The sequence below is a fragment of the Erysipelothrix piscisicarius genome (assembly GCF_003931795.1).
GTDB lineage: Bacteria > Bacillota_I > Bacilli_A > Erysipelotrichales > Erysipelotrichaceae > Erysipelothrix > Erysipelothrix piscisicarius.
This window is the reverse complement of the sequence record NZ_CP034234.1, coordinates 1,101,684-1,119,725: the sequence shown is the minus strand read 5'-3', so window position 1 is coordinate 1,119,725 and position 18,042 is coordinate 1,101,684. Positions and strand designations below refer to the sequence as shown.

At 36.8% G+C, this 18,042-nt stretch carries 19 protein-coding genes and 1 other annotated feature; of the genes, 1 reads left to right on the top strand and 18 read right to left on the bottom strand.

Annotation, left to right across the window (positions count from 1 at the left end; genetic code table 11):
• Positions 1 to 77: 77 nt before the first annotated feature.
• From EEI45_RS09300 to rplU, 14 genes are read right to left on the bottom strand one after another with little or no spacing between them, the layout of a single operon-like run.
• Positions 78 to 398 (bottom strand): helix-hairpin-helix domain-containing protein, encoded by a 321-nt coding sequence (locus EEI45_RS09300; protein ID WP_228410240.1) that lies wholly within the window; start codon positions 396 to 398, stop codon positions 78 to 80.
• Entirely contained in the window at positions 391 to 4,377 is a 3,987-nt protein-coding gene (locus EEI45_RS05640) for a PolC-type DNA polymerase III (RefSeq protein WP_228410239.1), read from the bottom strand. Before EEI45_RS05640 ends, EEI45_RS09300 begins: the two co-directional genes overlap by 8 nt.
• A 16-nt stretch (positions 4,378 to 4,393) precedes the next feature.
• On the bottom strand, positions 4,394 to 5,074 hold the full coding sequence (gene rnc / locus EEI45_RS05635) for a ribonuclease III (RefSeq protein WP_003773729.1): 681 nt from the start codon (positions 5,072 to 5,074) through the stop codon (positions 4,394 to 4,396).
• Between the two features lie 27 nt (positions 5,075 to 5,101).
• Positions 5,102 to 7,060: an ATP-dependent DNA helicase RecG gene (locus tag EEI45_RS05630; RefSeq protein ID WP_125164472.1), complete on the bottom strand. Its 1,959-nt coding sequence runs from the start codon at positions 7,058 to 7,060 to the stop codon at positions 5,102 to 5,104.
• 25 nt (positions 7,061 to 7,085) lie between these two features.
• Complete coding sequence (locus EEI45_RS05625) at positions 7,086 to 8,711, bottom strand: DAK2 domain-containing protein (RefSeq protein WP_125164471.1); 1,626 nt, start codon at positions 8,709 to 8,711, stop codon at positions 7,086 to 7,088.
• Positions 8,711 to 9,070 carry an Asp23/Gls24 family envelope stress response protein gene (locus EEI45_RS05620; RefSeq protein WP_016357183.1) on the bottom strand — a complete coding sequence of 120 codons (360 nt, stop codon included), beginning with the start codon at positions 9,068 to 9,070 and terminating at the stop codon, positions 8,711 to 8,713. The genes EEI45_RS05625 and EEI45_RS05620 overlap by 1 nt, the downstream gene beginning before the upstream one ends.
• 32 nt (positions 9,071 to 9,102) lie before the next feature.
• Positions 9,103 to 9,915: a cell division protein FtsQ/DivIB gene (locus tag EEI45_RS05615; protein WP_125164470.1), complete on the bottom strand. Its 813-nt coding sequence runs from the start codon at positions 9,913 to 9,915 to the stop codon at positions 9,103 to 9,105.
• Complete coding sequence (murG, locus tag EEI45_RS05610; RefSeq protein ID WP_125164469.1) at positions 9,899 to 10,990, bottom strand: undecaprenyldiphospho-muramoylpentapeptide beta-N-acetylglucosaminyltransferase; 1,092 nt, start codon at positions 10,988 to 10,990, stop codon at positions 9,899 to 9,901. The genes EEI45_RS05615 and murG overlap by 17 nt, the downstream gene beginning before the upstream one ends.
• A gap of 9 nt (positions 10,991 to 10,999) precedes the next feature.
• Complete coding sequence (ruvB, locus tag EEI45_RS05605; protein WP_125164468.1) at positions 11,000 to 12,007, bottom strand: Holliday junction branch migration DNA helicase RuvB; 1,008 nt, start codon at positions 12,005 to 12,007, stop codon at positions 11,000 to 11,002.
• The gene (ruvA, locus tag EEI45_RS05600; RefSeq protein ID WP_125164467.1) at positions 12,008 to 12,595 is read right to left on the bottom strand and encodes a Holliday junction branch migration protein RuvA; all 588 of its coding nucleotides are present in this window, start codon (positions 12,593 to 12,595) and stop codon (positions 12,008 to 12,010) included. It abuts the gene before it with no gap.
• 14 nt (positions 12,596 to 12,609) lie between these two features.
• Positions 12,610 to 13,893, bottom strand: a complete 1,284-nt coding sequence (gene obgE, locus EEI45_RS05595; protein WP_125164466.1) for a GTPase ObgE — start codon at positions 13,891 to 13,893, stop codon at positions 12,610 to 12,612.
• A gap of 53 nt (positions 13,894 to 13,946) precedes the next feature.
• Positions 13,947 to 14,231 carry a 50S ribosomal protein L27 gene (gene rpmA / locus EEI45_RS05590; protein ID WP_003773744.1) on the bottom strand — a complete coding sequence of 95 codons (285 nt, stop codon included), beginning with the start codon at positions 14,229 to 14,231 and terminating at the stop codon, positions 13,947 to 13,949.
• Positions 14,228 to 14,548, bottom strand: coding sequence for a ribosomal-processing cysteine protease Prp (locus tag EEI45_RS05585; protein ID WP_125164465.1), 321 nt, complete (start codon positions 14,546 to 14,548; stop codon positions 14,228 to 14,230). Before EEI45_RS05585 ends, rpmA begins: the two co-directional genes overlap by 4 nt.
• A 4-nt stretch (positions 14,549 to 14,552) precedes the next feature.
• Entirely contained in the window at positions 14,553 to 14,867 is a 315-nt protein-coding gene (gene rplU / locus EEI45_RS05580; protein ID WP_125164464.1) for a 50S ribosomal protein L21, read from the bottom strand.
• An 18-nt stretch (positions 14,868 to 14,885) separates the two neighbouring features.
• Positions 14,886 to 14,956: a sequence feature (ribosomal protein L21 leader region), on the bottom strand.
• A gap of 369 nt (positions 14,957 to 15,325) precedes the next feature.
• Between rplU and EEI45_RS05575 the strand changes: the two genes are divergently transcribed.
• On the top strand, positions 15,326 to 16,696 hold the full coding sequence (locus EEI45_RS05575; protein WP_125164463.1) for a polysaccharide deacetylase family protein: 1,371 nt from the start codon (positions 15,326 to 15,328) through the stop codon (positions 16,694 to 16,696).
• A gap of 65 nt (positions 16,697 to 16,761) precedes the next feature.
• Here EEI45_RS05575 and EEI45_RS05570 read toward each other — a convergent pair whose 3' ends face one another.
• From EEI45_RS05570 to EEI45_RS08560, 4 genes are read right to left on the bottom strand one after another with little or no spacing between them, the layout of a single operon-like run.
• Positions 16,762 to 17,340, bottom strand: a complete 579-nt coding sequence (locus tag EEI45_RS05570) for a DDE-type integrase/transposase/recombinase (RefSeq protein WP_228410238.1) — start codon at positions 17,338 to 17,340, stop codon at positions 16,762 to 16,764.
• Between the two features lie 38 nt (positions 17,341 to 17,378).
• Complete coding sequence (locus tag EEI45_RS09295; protein WP_228410237.1) at positions 17,379 to 17,573, bottom strand: hypothetical protein; 195 nt, start codon at positions 17,571 to 17,573, stop codon at positions 17,379 to 17,381.
• Between the two features lie 47 nt (positions 17,574 to 17,620).
• Positions 17,621 to 17,836, bottom strand: coding sequence for an ArsR family transcriptional regulator (locus EEI45_RS05565; protein WP_125164462.1), 216 nt, complete (start codon positions 17,834 to 17,836; stop codon positions 17,621 to 17,623).
• Positions 17,812 to 17,985: a hypothetical protein gene (locus tag EEI45_RS08560; RefSeq protein ID WP_164503737.1), complete on the bottom strand. Its 174-nt coding sequence runs from the start codon at positions 17,983 to 17,985 to the stop codon at positions 17,812 to 17,814. The genes EEI45_RS05565 and EEI45_RS08560 overlap by 25 nt, the downstream gene beginning before the upstream one ends.
• Positions 17,986 to 18,042: the final 57 nt, after the last annotated feature.

Here is an 18,042-nt window from a genome sequence, read left to right as displayed (position 1 = left end):
CTTAAACCGTGGTAAAAGCAAATTTATGCATCCAGTTTCAGCAGTTAAAAATAGATTAATTTTTAGCATCTAATCTTTTAAAACAAACTCATCTGATTACTATCTTGTAGATGTGTCGTGACACCCAACTCGTCTAATTTCTTGACTGAAGTTGAGCTGATTCCGCCACGAGTCATTAAATCTTTTTTCGAAATAAACGGTTGCTCTTCTCGCGCCTTCACAAGCTGACGGGCAACATTATCACCTAACCCATCAACAACATTGAATGGCGGTAAAATCGCTTTATCGTCGCGCGGATCCAAACTAAACTCAGTTGCCTTCGACAATTCTAAATCAATTGGACTTACCTTATATCCCCTACTTTGAAGTTCAAGCGTTACTTCAAGTGTATCAATCAAGTTTTTCTTTTATCGAAACGTCTTTCTTTGTATCGAAACTCTTCAGGCGCATATTAATTGAGTTTAAACGACTGGCAACGATTTCTTGTGAAGCACACATCGTTTCGATCTCATAAGCGTTAACTCGCAATGTAAAATACACCGCGTAATATGCACGCGCGTAGTAAACTTTAAACCAAGCAACCCGTATCGCCATCATAACATATGCAACCGCATGGGCTTTCGGGAACATGTACTTGATTTTTAAACACGAATCGATATACCACTCCGGCACATTATTTTTTTTCATCGAAGCAATCCAATCGTCCGTGAGTCCGCGTCCTTTACGAACACTTTCCATAATGGTGAATGCTTCTTTTGCTTCAAGGCCATAATGCATCAAGTCAACCATAATATCGTCACGACAACCAATTACCTTATCAAACGCTAATCCTTGTTTTATTAATTCTTCTGCATTATTTCTCCAAACATCTGTTCCGTGTGATAATCCTGAAATTCGAACTAAGTCTGAGAATTTATTAGGACGTGTCGCTTCAAGCATGCCACGAACAAATGGAGTACCAAACTCAGGCAATCCCAGTCCCCCTGTTACTTCATGATATTTACGCTCATCAACTTCCAAGGCTTCTGTAGACCCAAAAAGGGATAACGTTTTTTTATCGTTCATCGGCACATCATGAATGTCAACACCCGTAAGGCGCTCTAACATCTTCATCGCCGTAGGATCGACATGGCCTAAAATATCAAGTTTTAACACGTTGTCATCAATATCATGGAATTCGAAATGCGTCGTATACCACGACGAATCAGGATTATTCGCAGGATATTGAATGGGTGTAAAGTCATGAACATCCATGTAATCTGGAACAACAATAATTCCACCTGGATGCTGTCCAGTCGTTCGTTTAACCCCTTCGGCACCAACCGCAAGATATGTATTCCATGCATTATTACTGTTGGTAATATTCATACTTTCATGGTAACCAAGAACATAACCAAAAGCAGTTTTTTGAGCCACTGTTGAAATTGTTCCAGCACGATAAACATATTCTTCACCGAATATTTCTTTCGTATAAGCATGTGCAAATTCCTGATAATCACCCGAGAAGTTTAAATCAATATCAGGTACTTTATCACCTTCAAAACCTAAAAAGGTCTCAAAAGGAATATCTTGTCCCTCACAATGCAGTGCTTTACCACAATTCGGACAATCTTTCGGGTCCAAGTCAAATCCTGAAGAGTATTCACCACCAAGGAAGAACTCATTATAATGACAATTGTCACATACATAATGAGGTGCCAAGGGATTAACTTCGGTTATTTCTGCCATGGTCGCAACAAGTGAAGAACCAACTGAGCCTCGAGATCCGACAAGATATCCATCATCCAATGATTTCTTTACAAGAAGATGTGAGATATAGTAAATAACTCCATATCCATTACCGAAAATTGATTTTAGCTCACGATCAATGCGCGCCTCAACAATTTCAGGAAGCGGATTTCCGTAAAGGTTATGGGCATTGCGATACACAATTTCCTTAAGGAGCTCATCACTGTTCTCTAAATGCGGGGTAAACAATTCTTTTTTCTTTGGTGCGATATCTTCAATTTGATCCAATAATTTCACGGGATTTTTCACGACGTACTCATATGCTTTATCTGGACCTAAAAAGGCGAAAGCATCCAACATCTCGGTTGTACTTCTAAAATGTTGATCGGGTGCTTCAAAAGCCATACGACGTTGCTCATTAAAGATATAGAGCGGATGACGTGAACCTCCAATACCTTGTGAGTGAATATAGACATCACGAATGACTTTTTCACTTGGATGATTGTAATGAACATTCCCAACTGCTAAGATCGGTTTATTTAGTTTATTCGCTGTCGTAATAATACGATTAATAATATCAACTAAACGGTCCTCACTTTCAATGGCTTGACTCTCCAACAAAGGCGCATATAAATCTAAAGGCATAATCTCTACATAATCATAAAACGAAATACAACGCTCCAGCGCTTCTTGACTTTTATTCATCGCAATCTCAAAGAGTTCTGAATTAGTACATCCTGCCCCAATTAATAAATTCTCGCGAAAACGCGTTAATTCACTCCTTAGAATTCTCGGTTCTGCCATAACTGCATCACCTTTCGATGTTTTACCGAAGAACGCAAGGTATTTGGTATGAGATAACGTTATTAATTGATATAAATCCTTAATACTTGATTGTGTTTTGGCTATTACTGTACAATGACTTTTACGTAATTTCTTAAAACTTGATTCATTATTTAAGGATTGTAATTCATCAATCGTTTGCATTGAACTTAATTGCTCTAAGCGCAACATTTCTAAAAATACAAGAGACAATACTTCCGCATCATAATCTGCCCGGTGAGCAACCCCTTCGTCATAACCAATTCGCATAAATCGCGCAATACTACCTAATCGGTATGAACGACGATTATCAAAAAGAGCACGCGATAAATCTAGAGTATCAATAACTGCATTTTGAATTGGTGCTCTTCCCATTCGGCGAAGAGTTTCTTGAATAAAATCAATATCAAATTGGGCGTTATGAGCAACCAGAACATGGTCCCCTAAAAACTCTAAAATTTCATCCATTGCTTCTTCGATTGTAGGTGCATTCATTAAGTCAGCATCCGTAATATTGGTTAATTCTTGAATAAATGGTCGAACCAGAACTGGTGCTTTGATAAACGTTTGCATCTTCTTAACAACACGTCCATTCTCAATTAAAACACCACCAAATTCAATAATGTGGTCATAATAATTTGAAAGTCCCGTAGTTTCCAAGTCAAAAGAAACATATGATCCTGTTTGGAGTGGTTCACCATGTGCATTTGAAACAATTTTAAGTTCACCATCAACCATATTCATTTCAACGCCATAACCCAGTTTAAATGCGTGATCTGGATATTTTGAACGTAATTTCTTGAGATTACCATACGCTTTAGGAAAACATTGAACACCCGTATGATCCGTTATGATCATTCCGGGATGCCCCCATTCAAAAGCTTGAGCCATATATTCTGAAGCATCGTTAATACCGTCCATTTCAGAATATTTCGTGTGTAAATGGAACTCGACACGTTTTTCATCAGCAGTATCAAAACGGCGGAAAATATTGTCAATTTCTTCATAGCGATCCATTTTAAAAATGTAATCACGTTCATATTTCGCATCGAACACGTAGGTCCCAAAGACTCGAATACAAATTCCTTTTGAAATGATTTCGTCTTCAGTATCTGCAAAATCAACAACACAAATTGCTGACTCCCCATCACTTAAATAATACTTCGCGATAAATTTCCCTGTACGCGTTTCGCGAACCTCAACATCAAACACCTTCCCAGCAACCGAAACATCACGGGCTTCATCCGTAAGCAAACTCATCTTAATTGGATTATAATTCCCTTTACCATTTCGTCGTTTTGGTACTCTTGATACCACTTTACGGTCTATGACCTCAACTTTATCAACCTTAGGCATTTCTGAAATTTCATCTGCAAGATTTTCAACTGAGATTTCTGCACAAACATCAAGATGGATGCCAAATGATTTCAAAGCATCACACAACATGGCGCATTCACGCGATGTTGCCTCTTGATGACGAGAATCAATACAGAGTAACTTAAGTTCTTGATTTATAAGTTGCAATGACGCTTCTTTGACTGCCGATAAATTATTTACCCTAACAATCATGTCAGTGTACTGACTGATGTTTAAAAAGTCCAAGTCACATTGCTCAGATTCAACCTTAATTTCAACATCCGTTTTGGTATATAATTTTAATTTCTTTTCTACCTCTCGATAGACTGAAAAAGGTAATGCTTTCATTACCTTCAAGTTTAGAATCAATTTCTTTTGTTCTGGATTATACTTACATGAGATAATGTCCGCATCCTCCAAATGAAACGAATAATTTTTATTAATTCCAAGTTTGTCAAAAATTTCGGTCACGATATCATCTCCTTTATTATTTTACTAATTTTTCAAAAGCATCCTTTGCAGCCATCTGTTCTGCTTTCTTTTTTGATAAGCCTTTTCCTTGGCCAAAAATAAGTTCATCCAACTTTACAACGACTTCAAATTCAGGGGCATTGGAAGGACCCACAACATTAATAACCTCATAACTCACCGACTTACGTGAATCGGATTGGATATATTCCTGTAACTTTGTTTTGTAATCCGTAATGCTCAACGATTCAAGTTCATTAAACGCATCATTCATTACAGAATCAAGCACTCGATTGACGCTATCAATACCACTGTCTAAATAGAGAGCACCAATAAAACTTTCAAACAAGTCAGCGATAATGGATACACGAACCCTACCACCATTTTTCTCCTCACCCATTCCCAACATCAAATAGTCATTGAGTTTAAGTTTTAAACTGTACTGCGCAAGCGCATCCTCACAAACTAATTTTGCGCGATAAAGCGTCATATCACCTTCATTAAAATGATCTTGATGCTTAAAAAGACGCTCTGATACACAAATTTGTAAAACTGCATCGCCCATAAACTCAAGACGCTCATTATCTTCCAATAATTCTTCTGCTTCATTTACATATGAAGAATGAATAAACGCATTATTAATTAAATCTTTATTAAAGTATGGAATCTTCATAGAATCCAATAAATCCCATTTTGTCATGTTATCACCTTATAATATTATACACCATTATGTCGTTTTAAAATACTGTCGGCGGTCGACATCCGCAATTATTTCTGCATAATCCTTATTATTTAAATCGTGAGCAATAGTAAGTGCATCAATCTTAGCTTGTTTTAAAATATTTTCATCCTTAATGATATCACCCAGTATGAAGTTTGGAAGCCCAGATTGACGTTGGCCTAGCACATCACCAAATCCTCTAAGTCTCATATCAATCACCGAGAGTTCAAATCCATCATGTGAAGAAACCAACGCATTCATACGTTGAGCCGTTTCATCACTTTCATTACAACTCAGTAGATAACATACGCCTTGGATTTTTCCACGGCCAACACGACCCCGAAGCTGATGGAGGGTCGCCAATCCAAATTGCTCAGCATTATAGATAATCATCATATTGGCATTATGAACATCCAATCCAACCTCGATAACACTTGTACTAATGAGAATGTCAATCTCGCCCGAAACAAATGCCTGCATTTTCGCATTCTTTAAGTCACTCGGCATTTTTCCATGGACAATATCAACGTTATAATTAGTAAACACAGGTTTTAAATTACCCAATAATGTGTGAACGTTTTTAACACCCGCTCGTTCCCCTTCATCAATCGCAGCACAAACGATATAGATTTGCTCGTGATTGTTTAATCGTTTTTGAATTGGTTCCATGATACTGCGAAGGGAATTTTCACGAATCCAATGAGTTTCGATTTGCTTTCGATGACTTGGATAAGTCGAAATCGTTGATACGTCTAAATCAAAAAATAGACTTGCGGCTAAAGTTCGTGGAATCGGCGTAGCAGAAAGCATTAAGGTATCAATGTGATTTCCTTTCGCAATGAGTGCGCGCCGTTGTTCAACACCAAATCGGTGTTGCTCATCAATAATCACGAATCCCAAATTATCAAAAATAACATCTTTTTGGAAAAGAGCATGGGTACCAAAAACAACAAGAACCTTTCCTGTAGCAATTGCTTGAAGCACTTGATCCCGCTGATCAACCCCTTGCGACAATACAACACAGTCTACATGTGGAAAAAGTTTTTGAAATGCTCTCACATGCTGCATTAAGAGTAATTCCGTCGGTACCATGATTGCTACTTGATAACCAGCTAAATAACACGCAAATGCAGAAAGAAATGCAACAATTGTCTTACCACTACCAACATCACCTTGAAGCAAACGATTCATTTTTTTAGTCTCTTTTAAATCATCAAGAATATCATTTAACGACTGAACTTGGTCGACCGTTAACTTAAAAGGAAGCTCGTTGACCATTGCCGCAATTCGATCTTCATCAAATACCTTTGAAATACCATATTCGCGATCACTGTTATTTAAGCTAATGGATAAATGATATGCCAAAAACTCTTCATATTTAAGAGTTCTTAAACCATGGTGAAGTTCAACTTCGCTTTGGGGCATATGAATGGCCTTCACTGCATCAAAACGGTCCATCAACTTATAACGCGTCTGAAATTCAGAAGGGATGATATTGGCTAACGATACGCTTTCAATAATCTTCCCAATCAAACGTTCAATCTCATATTGCTTAATTCCAGATTTTTGACTGTAGATTGGCTTAATCCCGATAATATCACGAATATCTTTATTACTTACCGTTTTAGCTGTAATTTTGCCATCATTCCCAACGACACCCACGACAACGATTCCTTGTTCATAGTGACGCGTGTTTAGATAACGTCGATTAAAAATCGCGACGGGTACAATTTCATCCTGATAGACAACTTTAAAATTTGTTACAGATTGATTCTTACGAAATGTAAAATTTTTAAAACCACCCAATAATCGTCCCGAAAAAACAACGGTATCCCCTGAACGCCAGGCATCGAATGGTTTCGCTTCAAGACGCTCATATCGATAAGGAAAAACCATTAAAAAACTTTCGGGCGAATCCGCACCGTAAGTTTCAATGATTTTTAACTGCTTGTCCGTGATTTTCATATAAAAATAAAAGGGCTAAGCCCTTTTACTCTACTCCAATGATGTATGAATAAACAGGTTGTTCACCACGATGTGATTCTACTTCTACGTCATAGTTAGATTCAATAAAATCAACAACCATATCCGCTTCTTCATTAGATACATCTTCACCCGTGATTAAGGTAACAAGTTCACTCTCATCATCGATTAACTTCGCACAAAGTGCTTTTGTTGTTTCTAAACGATTTGGGTTGGTTACAACAACGTCTTTTTCAAGAATACCCATGAAATCATTTTGTTTAATTTCAATGGATTCAAACATTGTATCTTTAATTGCGTATGTAACTTGACCTGTCTTTGTATTTGCGACAGCTTCAAGCATTTCACTTAAGTTATCCTCAACGTCGACATCTGGATTAAACATAACACACGCTGATAAACCTTGAGGTATTGTCTTGGTTTCAATAACGTGAATATCTTTATCTTCACAAATATCTTGAGCTTGTTTCGCAGCCATAATGATATTTGAGTTATTCGGTAAAATAAAAATGTGATCTGCATCAATGTTATTAATTAATGCAACAAAGTCTTCAGTTGAAGGATTCATCGTTTGACCCCCGCTAATAATATATTCTGCACGGAGTTCTTTAAACATATCAACAACACCTGATCCTGCAGCAACCGCGACAATCGCATATTTACTATGTTGTTTTTGATTTTTAGTTGCATTTGATTCTGCATCCAAAATCGTATTATGTTGTTCTGACATATTTTCAATCTTGAGTTTAACAAATTCACCATAACGTTGCGCTAAGTTTAAAGCATTACCTGGCTTCAATGTATGAACATGAACTTTGACCAAATCTTCATCTGTAACAACAACCAAAGAATTACCAAGCGCTTCTAATTGCGCTCTAAATTTATCTTCATTATAACGGTTGATTGACGCTTCATCGAGACGTACGATAAATTCAGTACAGTAACCAAACTCATCATGCTCGAAATCAGATGCAGCAGCATGATTGGACTCATCACCCTCTTCAAGTTCAATAGGATTGCCTTTTAATTCAGCTAAGAACCCTTCAAGAACGGTAACATAACCTTTACCACCACTATCGACAACACCAACTTCTTTTAAAACAGGTAAAAGTTCTGGTGTTCCATCTAAAGAAATATTGGCTTCGGATACTAAACGCTCAAAAAATTCAATAACTGAAATTTCCGGGTTTTTAAGAACGAATTCATATGTTGCTTGTGAACTTTCACGTAAAACAGTTAGAATTGTTCCTTCAACAGGACGCATAACTGCTTTATATGCAACTTCTTTCCCTTTTTGGAACGCTTCTGCGAGATCCATTACACTTGCTTCTTGCAAATGTTCTACGGATTGAGCAAAACCTCGGAAGATTTGAGAAAGGATAACACCTGAGTTTCCACGTGCGCCCATTAATAAACCACGAGATAATGTTTTGGATAATTGACCCAAATGAGATGTAACAGCTTTTTTAGAATCTGTTAGACCACTTGTAAACGTAAGATTCATATTAGTTCCAGTATCGCCATCTGGAACTGGGAAAACGTTAAGAGCATTGATTTCATGATGCTTATTTGTCAGATTGTTGGCACCACTTTGAAGCATCTTCAAAAAGATATCGCCATTAATCGTATTCATTATTGAACAACCTTAATACCTTGAACATAAACATTAATCGTATTAAAGTTTTGTTGAAGTGTTTTTTCTAACATGTATTTCGCTTTCTTTTGAACTTCGAGTACTACTTCTGAAATCTTAACGTTATAACTCACAATAATATATAAATCTAAATCAAATCCATTATCCCCTTTACGCACAATAACACCTTTGGAATAATTTTCACCTTTTAACAATTCTGCAAGGCCATCTTTAAAGACTTGCTGAGAGGCCATACCAACAACACCATAACATTCTGTCACGACACCGCCAGCTAGCATTGCGATTGCTTCGTTTGAAACATTGATTTTTCCAAATTCATTGGTTTTTTCAATCGCCATCATTTCTCCTCCTCTTTCATATTTTTATATTTTTATGATCCACATGCCTTTACAACAGCAGACTGTGTTTCTTCAGTTGGACCGTACTCGATAAACTCGATACAACGAGCATTCGGATCAGCCCCACTTATAATAGTAGCATATTTATTCAGTTGTGGTAAAGTTTCTACATTTGTAAAAACAAAATAGTCATTATTCATTACAATCCTCATATAGTCTGGTTCAACTTTAGTTGGTTCAAAATGAATTTCGGAAACTGAAGCCATCGAGCCATCATCAATGGTGGCTAAAGCTGCTAATAAAGATTCAGTCATCGATTCTTCCGTAAAACCAACAAGTAACGGCAAGCGTTCAACTGTCGCAGGATCTATCGATTCGAATTCTTTATAATATCCATCTTCAAAATAAATACGTATCGTTGGTTCTAATGTGTATCCTACAGCTTTTTTTTCAGTTACGTTTAAATTCACGATACCTTGACGATAATATACATTAGCATCAACATTGTCAATCCCCTTAACTTTTTTTCCTTTTTGATTTATAAAAAGTCTAAACGTTAAATATATCCGTTGATTTTCATGAATGTTAAGCGCATCTTTGATTTCGTCATCACTGAGAATCACATTCCCATTTACTCTTACGTTGTGAATTCGTGAAGCATCACTTTTATCAAAATAGTAAATCCCTAAAAGAGCTCCAATTACAACTAAAATTTGGATCGATTTGATAAGTCTTCGTTTGCGTTTATTACGGCGAATTGTCTTCTTTTTAAGGTCTATCGAGGCCTTAATTTTATCAATTGGTTCCCGTTCATCGTTTAATTCAGGATTATTGCGACGTGTCATTTTCCCCCACCACCTTTTCAACTAAATCAGCAATATTTGAAACCGCATCAGGCGTTGCACGTTTATGCGCATTGCTTCCTAAATCAATCAATCGTTGTTTATTACGAATCAGTTCAAAAACATGCTTATTTAAGATATTATCATGGATATCTTCCTCTAATAGCATATCACATGCACCTTTATCAAATAACGATTTAGCATTGTAGAATTGATGATTATTAGCCACATAAGGGCTGGGAATAAGTAGTGAAGGAAGCCCAAATGATTCAATTTCAGCGACCGTTGATGCACCAGATCTGCATACAATTAAATCTATGACTGGTAGCAATGCTTTTTGATCAACAAACCCTTCCAGTCGGATATTTTGATGAACCTCACCAACTGTTTTCTTGAATTCCTCAATATGGAGTGGTCCCGTCACGATGATGACTTGTGCCGATGCGTCATCGTATTGTTTTACAAAATCCACGAATTTCTTGTTCATAGCAGTCGAACCTTGAGACCCCATAACCATGAGAACTGTATTTAAATTTAAATCTAAATTAAGCCGTTTGACCTCATCAGAGCTATCGATATCTTCATGAATAAGCGAAGCACGCGGATTGCCAAGATAATATACATGATCTCTACCCGAAAATGCTTCCTCATAACATGTAACAATCGCTTTCGCAGAATCCGCAATCATCTTATTTGCTTTTCCAGGATAAGCATTTTGCTCATGTAAAACAATGGGAATGTTAAGGAATTTTGCCGCAAAAGTAACCGGTCCACATACATAACCTCCAAAAGCAAATACAACATCTGGTTGAATTGTTTTAAGATGTTTTTTTGCTGAACGATATGCACCAAACTGAGAAAATACAGCTTTAATTTTATCCAAAACAGAGCCTTGTAGTCCTTGGTTATGAATCGCAAAAAACGGATATCCCGCTTCTGGAACAATCCATGATTCCATTTTATGGTCATTTCCAATGAAAACAACTTCACTATTTCGATTTTTCTTAATGAAATCAGCATAAGTAATTGCGGGGTAAATATGACCGCCACTACCACCTGTAACTATACAAACTTTCATACTTTACCTCTATTCAAATAGCCTTTGATTAACATCAATTTTAAGATGTTCATATGCTTTTGTCGTAACAACACGACCTCGGGGAGTGCGATTTATAAAACCCAGTTGTAATAAGTAGGGTTCATATACATCTTCAAGCGTCATTGTTTCTTCGGATATTGAAGCGGCTATAGCCTCAATTCCAACCGGTCCACCATCAAATCGTTCAATAATCCCACGCAGATACCGTAAATCGACATCATCAAGCCCTAAATTATCAACTTTCAACTTATCGAGCGCAAGTTTTGTGATTGAAATATCAACAACATTATCGTTTAAGACTTGAGCAAAATCACGAACACGACGAAATAAACGATTGGCAATTCGAGGTGTTCCACGAGAACGTTTTGCAATTTCACTGACACCTTCACGGTCAATAACCGTATTTAAAACTCGACTGGTTCGGGCAACAATGGTTTCAAGTTCTTCTTGACTGTAATATTCGAGCTTAGAAATAATGCCGAAACGATCACGTAATGGAGGACAGATCCCCGCTCGCGTCGTCGCTCCAATAAGTGTAAAGGGTGGTAAATCAATTTGAATGCTTCTTGTTGATGAATCCTTACCAACAACAAGATCCAAAGTAAAATCTTCCATCGCTGGATATAAACCCTCCTCGACAGCTTTTGGCATTCGATGAATCTCATCGATAAATAGCACATCTCCTGGTTCTAAACTTGATAAAATAGCAGCAAGGTCACCACTTCGTTCAATACTTGGTCCACTTGTAACCTTGATGCCGGTCTGCATCTCATTTGCAATAACATGCGCTATGGTAGTCTTACCCAATCCCGGAGGACCGTAAAACAAGAGATGATCAAGTGCTTCATTCCGTGACTTCGCAGCCTCGATAAAAATCTTTAAGTTTTCTTTCAATCCCTCTTGACCAACATAAGCAGAAAGTGTTTGGGGACGTAAACTTTCTTCGTAATCTTGACCGGATAAAACTGCTTCACCCGACATAAGACGTTCTTCCATCTACAATCCCCTCTTTCTTGAATGTAAGAGTTTTAAGCCTTCTTTAATCATCTCGTCAACGGAATCAAGATTTAGAAGCGACAACTCCTGCTTTATATTGTTTAACTCTGCTTTTTTAAATCCAAGATCAGCCAGTGCATCCAACGCTTCATCAACAAGTGGCATTGCCACATGTTTTGTTGACGGTGTATCGGATGCGACAAATTTTCCCTTAAGATCTAACATCATTTGAGAAGCCATCTTAGGACCCACACCTGGCAGTTTCTTAAGGAAAGCCATATCTTCTTGGTCAATCGCGCGAATGATATCCTCACCACTAAAACGGCTTAAAATTGTAATCCCCGTTTTAGGTCCGACGCCTTTAATTGTAATTAATTGGCGAAAAATATCCAACTCACGTTTATCGACAAATCCATATAAAATGATTGCATCTTCTCTCACATGCTGGTAAGTGTGAAATATTATGCTCTCATTTAATGTAACCATTTCTGGATTCCCACAAAAAACTTGATAACCAATACCATGGTTATCGACCACAACATAATCGATTCCTCGATCCACTGCAACACCTGAAATAAATGCAATCATATTATCACCTATTATTATTCTACCATACCTTCTTCAAAAACAAATTGAATATCTGCAACAATTACAATATCTCCATCTTTTACGCCAGCATCACGAAGTGCTTGATCAACACCTAAACGCTTCATAGCAAGGCCAAATTGGATGGCAGATTCTTCTGTATCAAATTCATATTGACGGAGCTGACGATCAATAATATCACCCGTAACACGCCATTTTGTTTGATTGATTTGTTCAATATCAAAATTACGTTTTGGAGCTTCATATTTATAGACAACGGATTCACTTTGTTCTTCAATGCGCTCTTCAACATGTTCGTCAAGAATATCTGCAAGGCGGTAAAGAAGCGAATCAATCCCTTCCCCAACCATCGTTACAAGTTCAAAAATTTCTAAATCGGGATATGCTACTTTAAACTTCTCTAAATTTGAAGGCGCAACATCTAAATCCATCTTATTGGCGACCACAACCATCGGTTTTTTCAATAACGATTCATTGTATTTTTCCAATTCATTATTAATAACTTTATAGTCTTCAATCGGATCACGTCCATCTTCTGCACCCATATCGACAACATGGACTAAAACACGGCATCGTTCAATGTGCTTCAAGAATACATGACCAAGACCTTTTCCAAGATGGGCATCTTCGATAAGACCTGGTAAATCGGCTACCGCAAATGAACGTCCATCTGGACTGCTTGAAATCCCAAGATTTGGCGCAATTGTTGTGAAATGATAATCAGCAACTTCTGGTTTGGCTCTTGAAATCACAGAAAGTAATGTTGATTTCCCAACTGAAGGATAACCAATTATTCCTACATCAGCCAGCAGTTTCAACTCAATTGTGATATCAAGTTCTTGACCTAATTCACCTTTTTCTGAAAAAGTCGGTGCAGGGTTATTTGCTGTTGCAAATCGAGCATTACCTCTACCACCGCGTCCGCCATGCGCTACAACCTCACGTTGGCCTACTTCTGTCAAGTCAGCAATAACAATACCTTTTTCGTTATCAATAACCATAGTGCCTACAGGAACTCTTAAAACTACATCTTCTGCGCCTGCTCCGTGCATTTTTTTATTCTTACCCGGTGTACCATGTGAAGCCTTGATAACACTATTATATCTTAAATCAAGCAATGTTGATTTATTCGAATCGGCAACAAAAACAATATCGCCGCCTTTTCCACCATCACCGCCATAAGGTCCACCAAGTGGAACAAATGCTTCGCGACGGAATGATGTCATTCCATCGCCACCGTTTCCGGCTACTACTTTTATATTAACGCGATCTACAAACATTAAATCACCCTTTCCATTTCAATTAAAAACCCCCTATTTAAGGGGGCTTCAGATTAAGCTACTGGATAAACTGAAACACATTTGCGAGTTTTGCTAATGCGTTCGAATTTAACAACACCATCCACTTTAGCGAATAAAGTGTCGTCGCCACCACGGCCTACGTTAACACCTGGATGAATCTTTGTACCACGTTGGCGGTACAAGATTGAACCTGCTGTACAGAATTCACCATCTGCGCGCTTTGAGCCTAAACGTTTTGAATGTGAGTCACGACCGTTTTTTGTCGAACCAACACCTTTTTTAGAAGCAAATAATTGGATATCTAATACGAATTTCATGAAGTAACCTCCTTTTCATTTATTTCGATATATTTAGATTGAGTTTGTTCCATTGTTTTAAGTTGCAACAAGACAAACTCAAATAGTTTTTGATTTAGTTCATTACTATGTTTAATTTCGATTTCAATTAGTGGTTCTTGAGTCATGACCAATTCTACTGAATCATCTAATGAATCAAAACCATTGAGAGCACCAACCATTATGGAACTAACTCCCGCACACACAAGATCAAATCCGTGTTCACCTGAACCAGCATGACCTGTTACGGTCATTTTTTTATAGATGCCTTCACTAATTAAAACAGATACATGTATCATCGAACTATCCTGCGTTAATGTCAGTTACAACTAACTTAGTATACGGTTGACGATGACCTTGTTTTTTACGTGTTGAACCTTTTTTAGCTTTATACTTGAAGATAGTAATTTTCTTACCTTTTCCATGTTTTTCAACTTTAGCAGTTACAGTCGCACCTTTAACGTATGGAGTACCAACTTTAAGTGTGCGGTTTTTAACAGCAACAACTGTTTCAAAAACAACTTCTTCACCTTCTTGAACATCCAATTTTTCTACAAAAATTGTTTGATCCTTCTCAACTAAAACTTGTTTTCCCCCTGTTTCAATAATTGCGTACATAGTACACCTCCTTCAATTTTTTGCCATAAGACTCGCCAAGTAAGGTGGACGAATCACTTAAACCTTACAGTGTGCGGTTGTACGTCCAGAGACATGCAACTACGCCTTTAAATGCCTTAACATTATATAACAGTCCCAATATAATGTCTAGTCTATATCGAAATTATTTAATATATTGACTATTCTCTATTTTCAGCTCAAACACCGCTTTGTTTAAAGAAAAATTTTAACATAAGCCCAATAAAATCAAAAGGCTATTTATACAATCATTAAGCGATTTTTTGCGTTTAAAATCTAGTTAAGAAGCTCTTTTTTTGAATTACAAATCATTTTCGATTTTTATTCCTTAAATTCTTCTTAAGTTTCCGATAATATCATTAATTTCCACTGTTTATATGTTAAAATCTTAACGAAAGGTGGATTTGGGATGAAAGCATTTTTATTTTGTGGGTGCGTCTATGAAAGCTAAACGAAGCATCAAGGTACGCAAACTCAATATGAAGGCAGTGGCGTCAATTATCGCCGCCCTACTCGTTGTTGTAACAATCATCGTGACTTTGATATTTAATCCTTTCTCAAAGTATCCGAGATACATGACCCGTGTTTCAAACGAGTATAAAAAAATTGGTCATCATGAAGTCATCAAAGAAGCAACCGATGATAACGTCATGGTTTTACATTATCCAACACTCGATAATGAAAAAGTAAACACTTGGATTGAAGCGATTACCGCTCAAAGCAAAGAGCGTTCGAAAGGATTATCAAATAAAGATGGAAAGAAATCTGAAATATTCCAAGATTACTCAATTTATCAAGTCCATGATAAATATGTAACTGTAGATATTAAAACATTATTAAATAACGAAATTACAGATCAAATCTCTAGAACCTACGATATTGAAACTGGAGAATTTGTCAAAGCAACTGACTTATTTAATGATCTTGGTCGAAAGAAACTCATCAGCGATGTAAGAGCAACACTTACCAAACCCAAAGAAATGAATCGACTTAGCTATCTCAAGGCAACATCACTTGACGAAAATGCGTCGATTTCATTATCGGATTCAGGTGTAGTCTTTACAATCGACGGATTTAAAGATCCCGTTTCATTTGATCTATCTAAAATTACAGATTACTTCTCCCATTCGATCGGTTCGTATGAAAAAACAGATGGCGAAATTCCACCTGTCTACCTCGATCGTGGTATTAATCCAAAAGATAAATTGGTTGCATTTACTTTTGATGATGGTCCACATCATCGTAATTCGAAGTTAATTATGGATGAAATGGATAAATATGAAGGTCAAGCAACATTCTTTATGCTTGGCGAGCGGGTTAACCAAAATCCGTCAGTTGTAAAAGAGATTGTTCGTCGAGGACATCAAATTGCAAATCACTCTTATACACACCCGGATTTTAATTCAATGGATATTAAGGATGTAAATAAGGAGATCAAAGATACCGACGATGCACTGTATAAAGCTTCAGGATTAAAAGGTCCATTTATGGTACGTCCACCCTATGGAAGTGCAAATGCAGCGGTTCGCGAGGGAGCACCCGTAACATTTGTAAACTGGTCTGTAGACAGTGAAGATTGGGTATCTCGAGATTCTCAACAGATTTGTAATACCATCGATAAATATAAACATGATGGTGCAATTATTTTACTCCATGATATTTATGAATCCAGTTACGAAGGCTTTAAATGTGCAGCAAAAAAACTGCATGATCAAGGCTATAAATTTGTAACGGTCAAAGAATTACTTGAATCTCGCAATGACAGCGTTAAAACAAATGCTATTTATTTTAACGCTGATCCAATTCAATAAATTGAAGTCAAAAAAAGTTAGGGTTAAACTGGAGTTGTCAAACAAAAGTAGACATTAATAAAAGACTAGAAACCCTTATCCATTTTATATTGGATAGGGGTTTTGTAATTTAAACAGTAAGCAGGTCTTTCAAAATTGAAATAATGTACATATTCTTCGATAAAATTTTCAAAGTTATCTACGGACCAGTATTGATAATCACACGCCATTTCTGCTTTAATCCATCCATTTAATGATTCGATAATTGGATTATCTGTAGGTGTTCCAGCTCGCGACATAGATCTAATTATGTTATAATTTTCATGCGCTTTAGCGAAAGCTTTAGAGTGGTAGACAGCTCCTTGATCTGTGTGAAGAATCGTGGGAGCTGTTTTTTTATTATCCTTAAGTAGCGCAAGGAGATCCTCGAGACACTTGTAGTAAGGCTTAGGATCACCAGTTGTACGCGATAATGCAGAACTGATAATTTCATTGTTAAAGGTATCAACCATTAAAGTCCATTCATAATTAATCCCTTTGTTTCGAATATGTGTCATATCTGAAACAATAATTTCTAAAGGTTTGGTTGCCCTCCATTGATTCTTTATAATATTAGGATAAATTCGACTTTGTGTTCCAGGTTTTTTATAGGAATAGTGTTTCACTTTTGATTTAATATTTAAAAACTTGCAACACTTGTGGATTAAATTATCGGAAAATTCAATCCTAAATCACTTTGCTTTCTCATGACTGCAGCGATATCATGATAACCATAACTTGGAAAACGGCGATGCCAGTCTTTAATCACAAAGCTAAGAATCGCTCTTTTTTGTTCATAAATATTGAGATCATTCTTATGCTTTAACCACTTGTAATAACCAGATCGGTTCAAATTCATAAATCTAAGAATGAACGTAATCGGATGTTTAAAAGATAAATCATGTGCTATTTGGAATTCTTGTCTTTTAAAGTAACGAACTCCTTGTTTACACCAACTCCTTTCACCTGGTACCATTTTTTTAATCGTGCAATCTCAATATCTCGTTTTAGAATTTCGAGTTGAAGTCGTTCGATCTCAGTTAATGATTTACTCGTATGAAGCGCAGAAAAATGATTTCCTGTCTTTTTCTTGTTTTTTAAACCCTCTTTACCATCACGCATGAGTCGATCAATCCAACCATTAATCGTTCCTTTAGGACTTGTGATAGTTTCGCAGCACTTATATGTTCATCAATATGACGTGTAACGACTTTAATACGATCCTCATAAGTCCATTTATTATTTAATCCACCTTTGGGTCTTCCCATCATTAATACCTCCGTTTTATCTTTGATTTTATTATTACACAAAAAAGTAGACAAGTCTTT

Bases quoted from the DNA above. Each gene is read 5' to 3' on its own strand.
- rnc (WP_003773729.1), bottom strand. From the start codon at position 5,074: ATGACAAAATGGGATTTATTGGATTCTATGAAGATTCCATACTTTAAT.
- EEI45_RS05630 (WP_125164472.1), bottom strand. From the start codon at position 7,060: ATGAAAATCACGGACAAGCAGTTAAAAATCATTGAAACTTACGGTGCG.
- EEI45_RS05625 (WP_125164471.1), bottom strand. From the start codon at position 8,711: ATGAATACGATTAATGGCGATATCTTTTTGAAGATGCTTCAAAGTGGT.
- EEI45_RS05620 (WP_016357183.1), bottom strand. From the start codon at position 9,070: ATGGCGATTGAAAAAACCAATGAATTTGGAAAAATCAATGTTTCAAAC.
- EEI45_RS05615 (WP_125164470.1), bottom strand. From the start codon at position 9,915: ATGACACGTCGCAATAATCCTGAATTAAACGATGAACGGGAACCAATT.
- murG (WP_125164469.1), bottom strand. From the start codon at position 10,990: ATGAAAGTTTGTATAGTTACAGGTGGTAGTGGCGGTCATATTTACCCC.
- ruvB (WP_125164468.1), bottom strand. From the start codon at position 12,007: ATGGAAGAACGTCTTATGTCGGGTGAAGCAGTTTTATCCGGTCAAGAT.
- ruvA (WP_125164467.1), bottom strand. From the start codon at position 12,595: ATGATTGCATTTATTTCAGGTGTTGCAGTGGATCGAGGAATCGATTAT.
- obgE (WP_125164466.1), bottom strand. From the start codon at position 13,893: ATGTTTGTAGATCGCGTTAATATAAAAGTAGTAGCCGGAAACGGTGGC.
- rpmA (WP_003773744.1), bottom strand. From the start codon at position 14,231: ATGAAATTCGTATTAGATATCCAATTATTTGCTTCTAAAAAAGGTGTT.
- EEI45_RS05585 (WP_125164465.1), bottom strand. From the start codon at position 14,548: ATGATACATGTATCTGTTTTAATTAGTGAAGGCATCTATAAAAAAATG.
- rplU (WP_125164464.1), bottom strand. From the start codon at position 14,867: ATGTACGCAATTATTGAAACAGGGGGAAAACAAGTTTTAGTTGAGAAG.
- EEI45_RS05575 (WP_125164463.1), top strand. From the start codon at position 15,326: ATGAAAGCTAAACGAAGCATCAAGGTACGCAAACTCAATATGAAGGCA.
- EEI45_RS09295 (WP_228410237.1), bottom strand. From the start codon at position 17,573: ATGAATTTGAACCGATCTGGTTATTACAAGTGGTTAAAGCATAAGAAT.
- EEI45_RS05565 (WP_125164462.1), bottom strand. From the start codon at position 17,836: ATGCGTGATGGTAAAGAGGGTTTAAAAAACAAGAAAAAGACAGGAAAT.
- EEI45_RS08560 (WP_164503737.1), bottom strand. From the start codon at position 17,985: ATGATGGGAAGACCCAAAGGTGGATTAAATAATAAATGGACTTATGAG.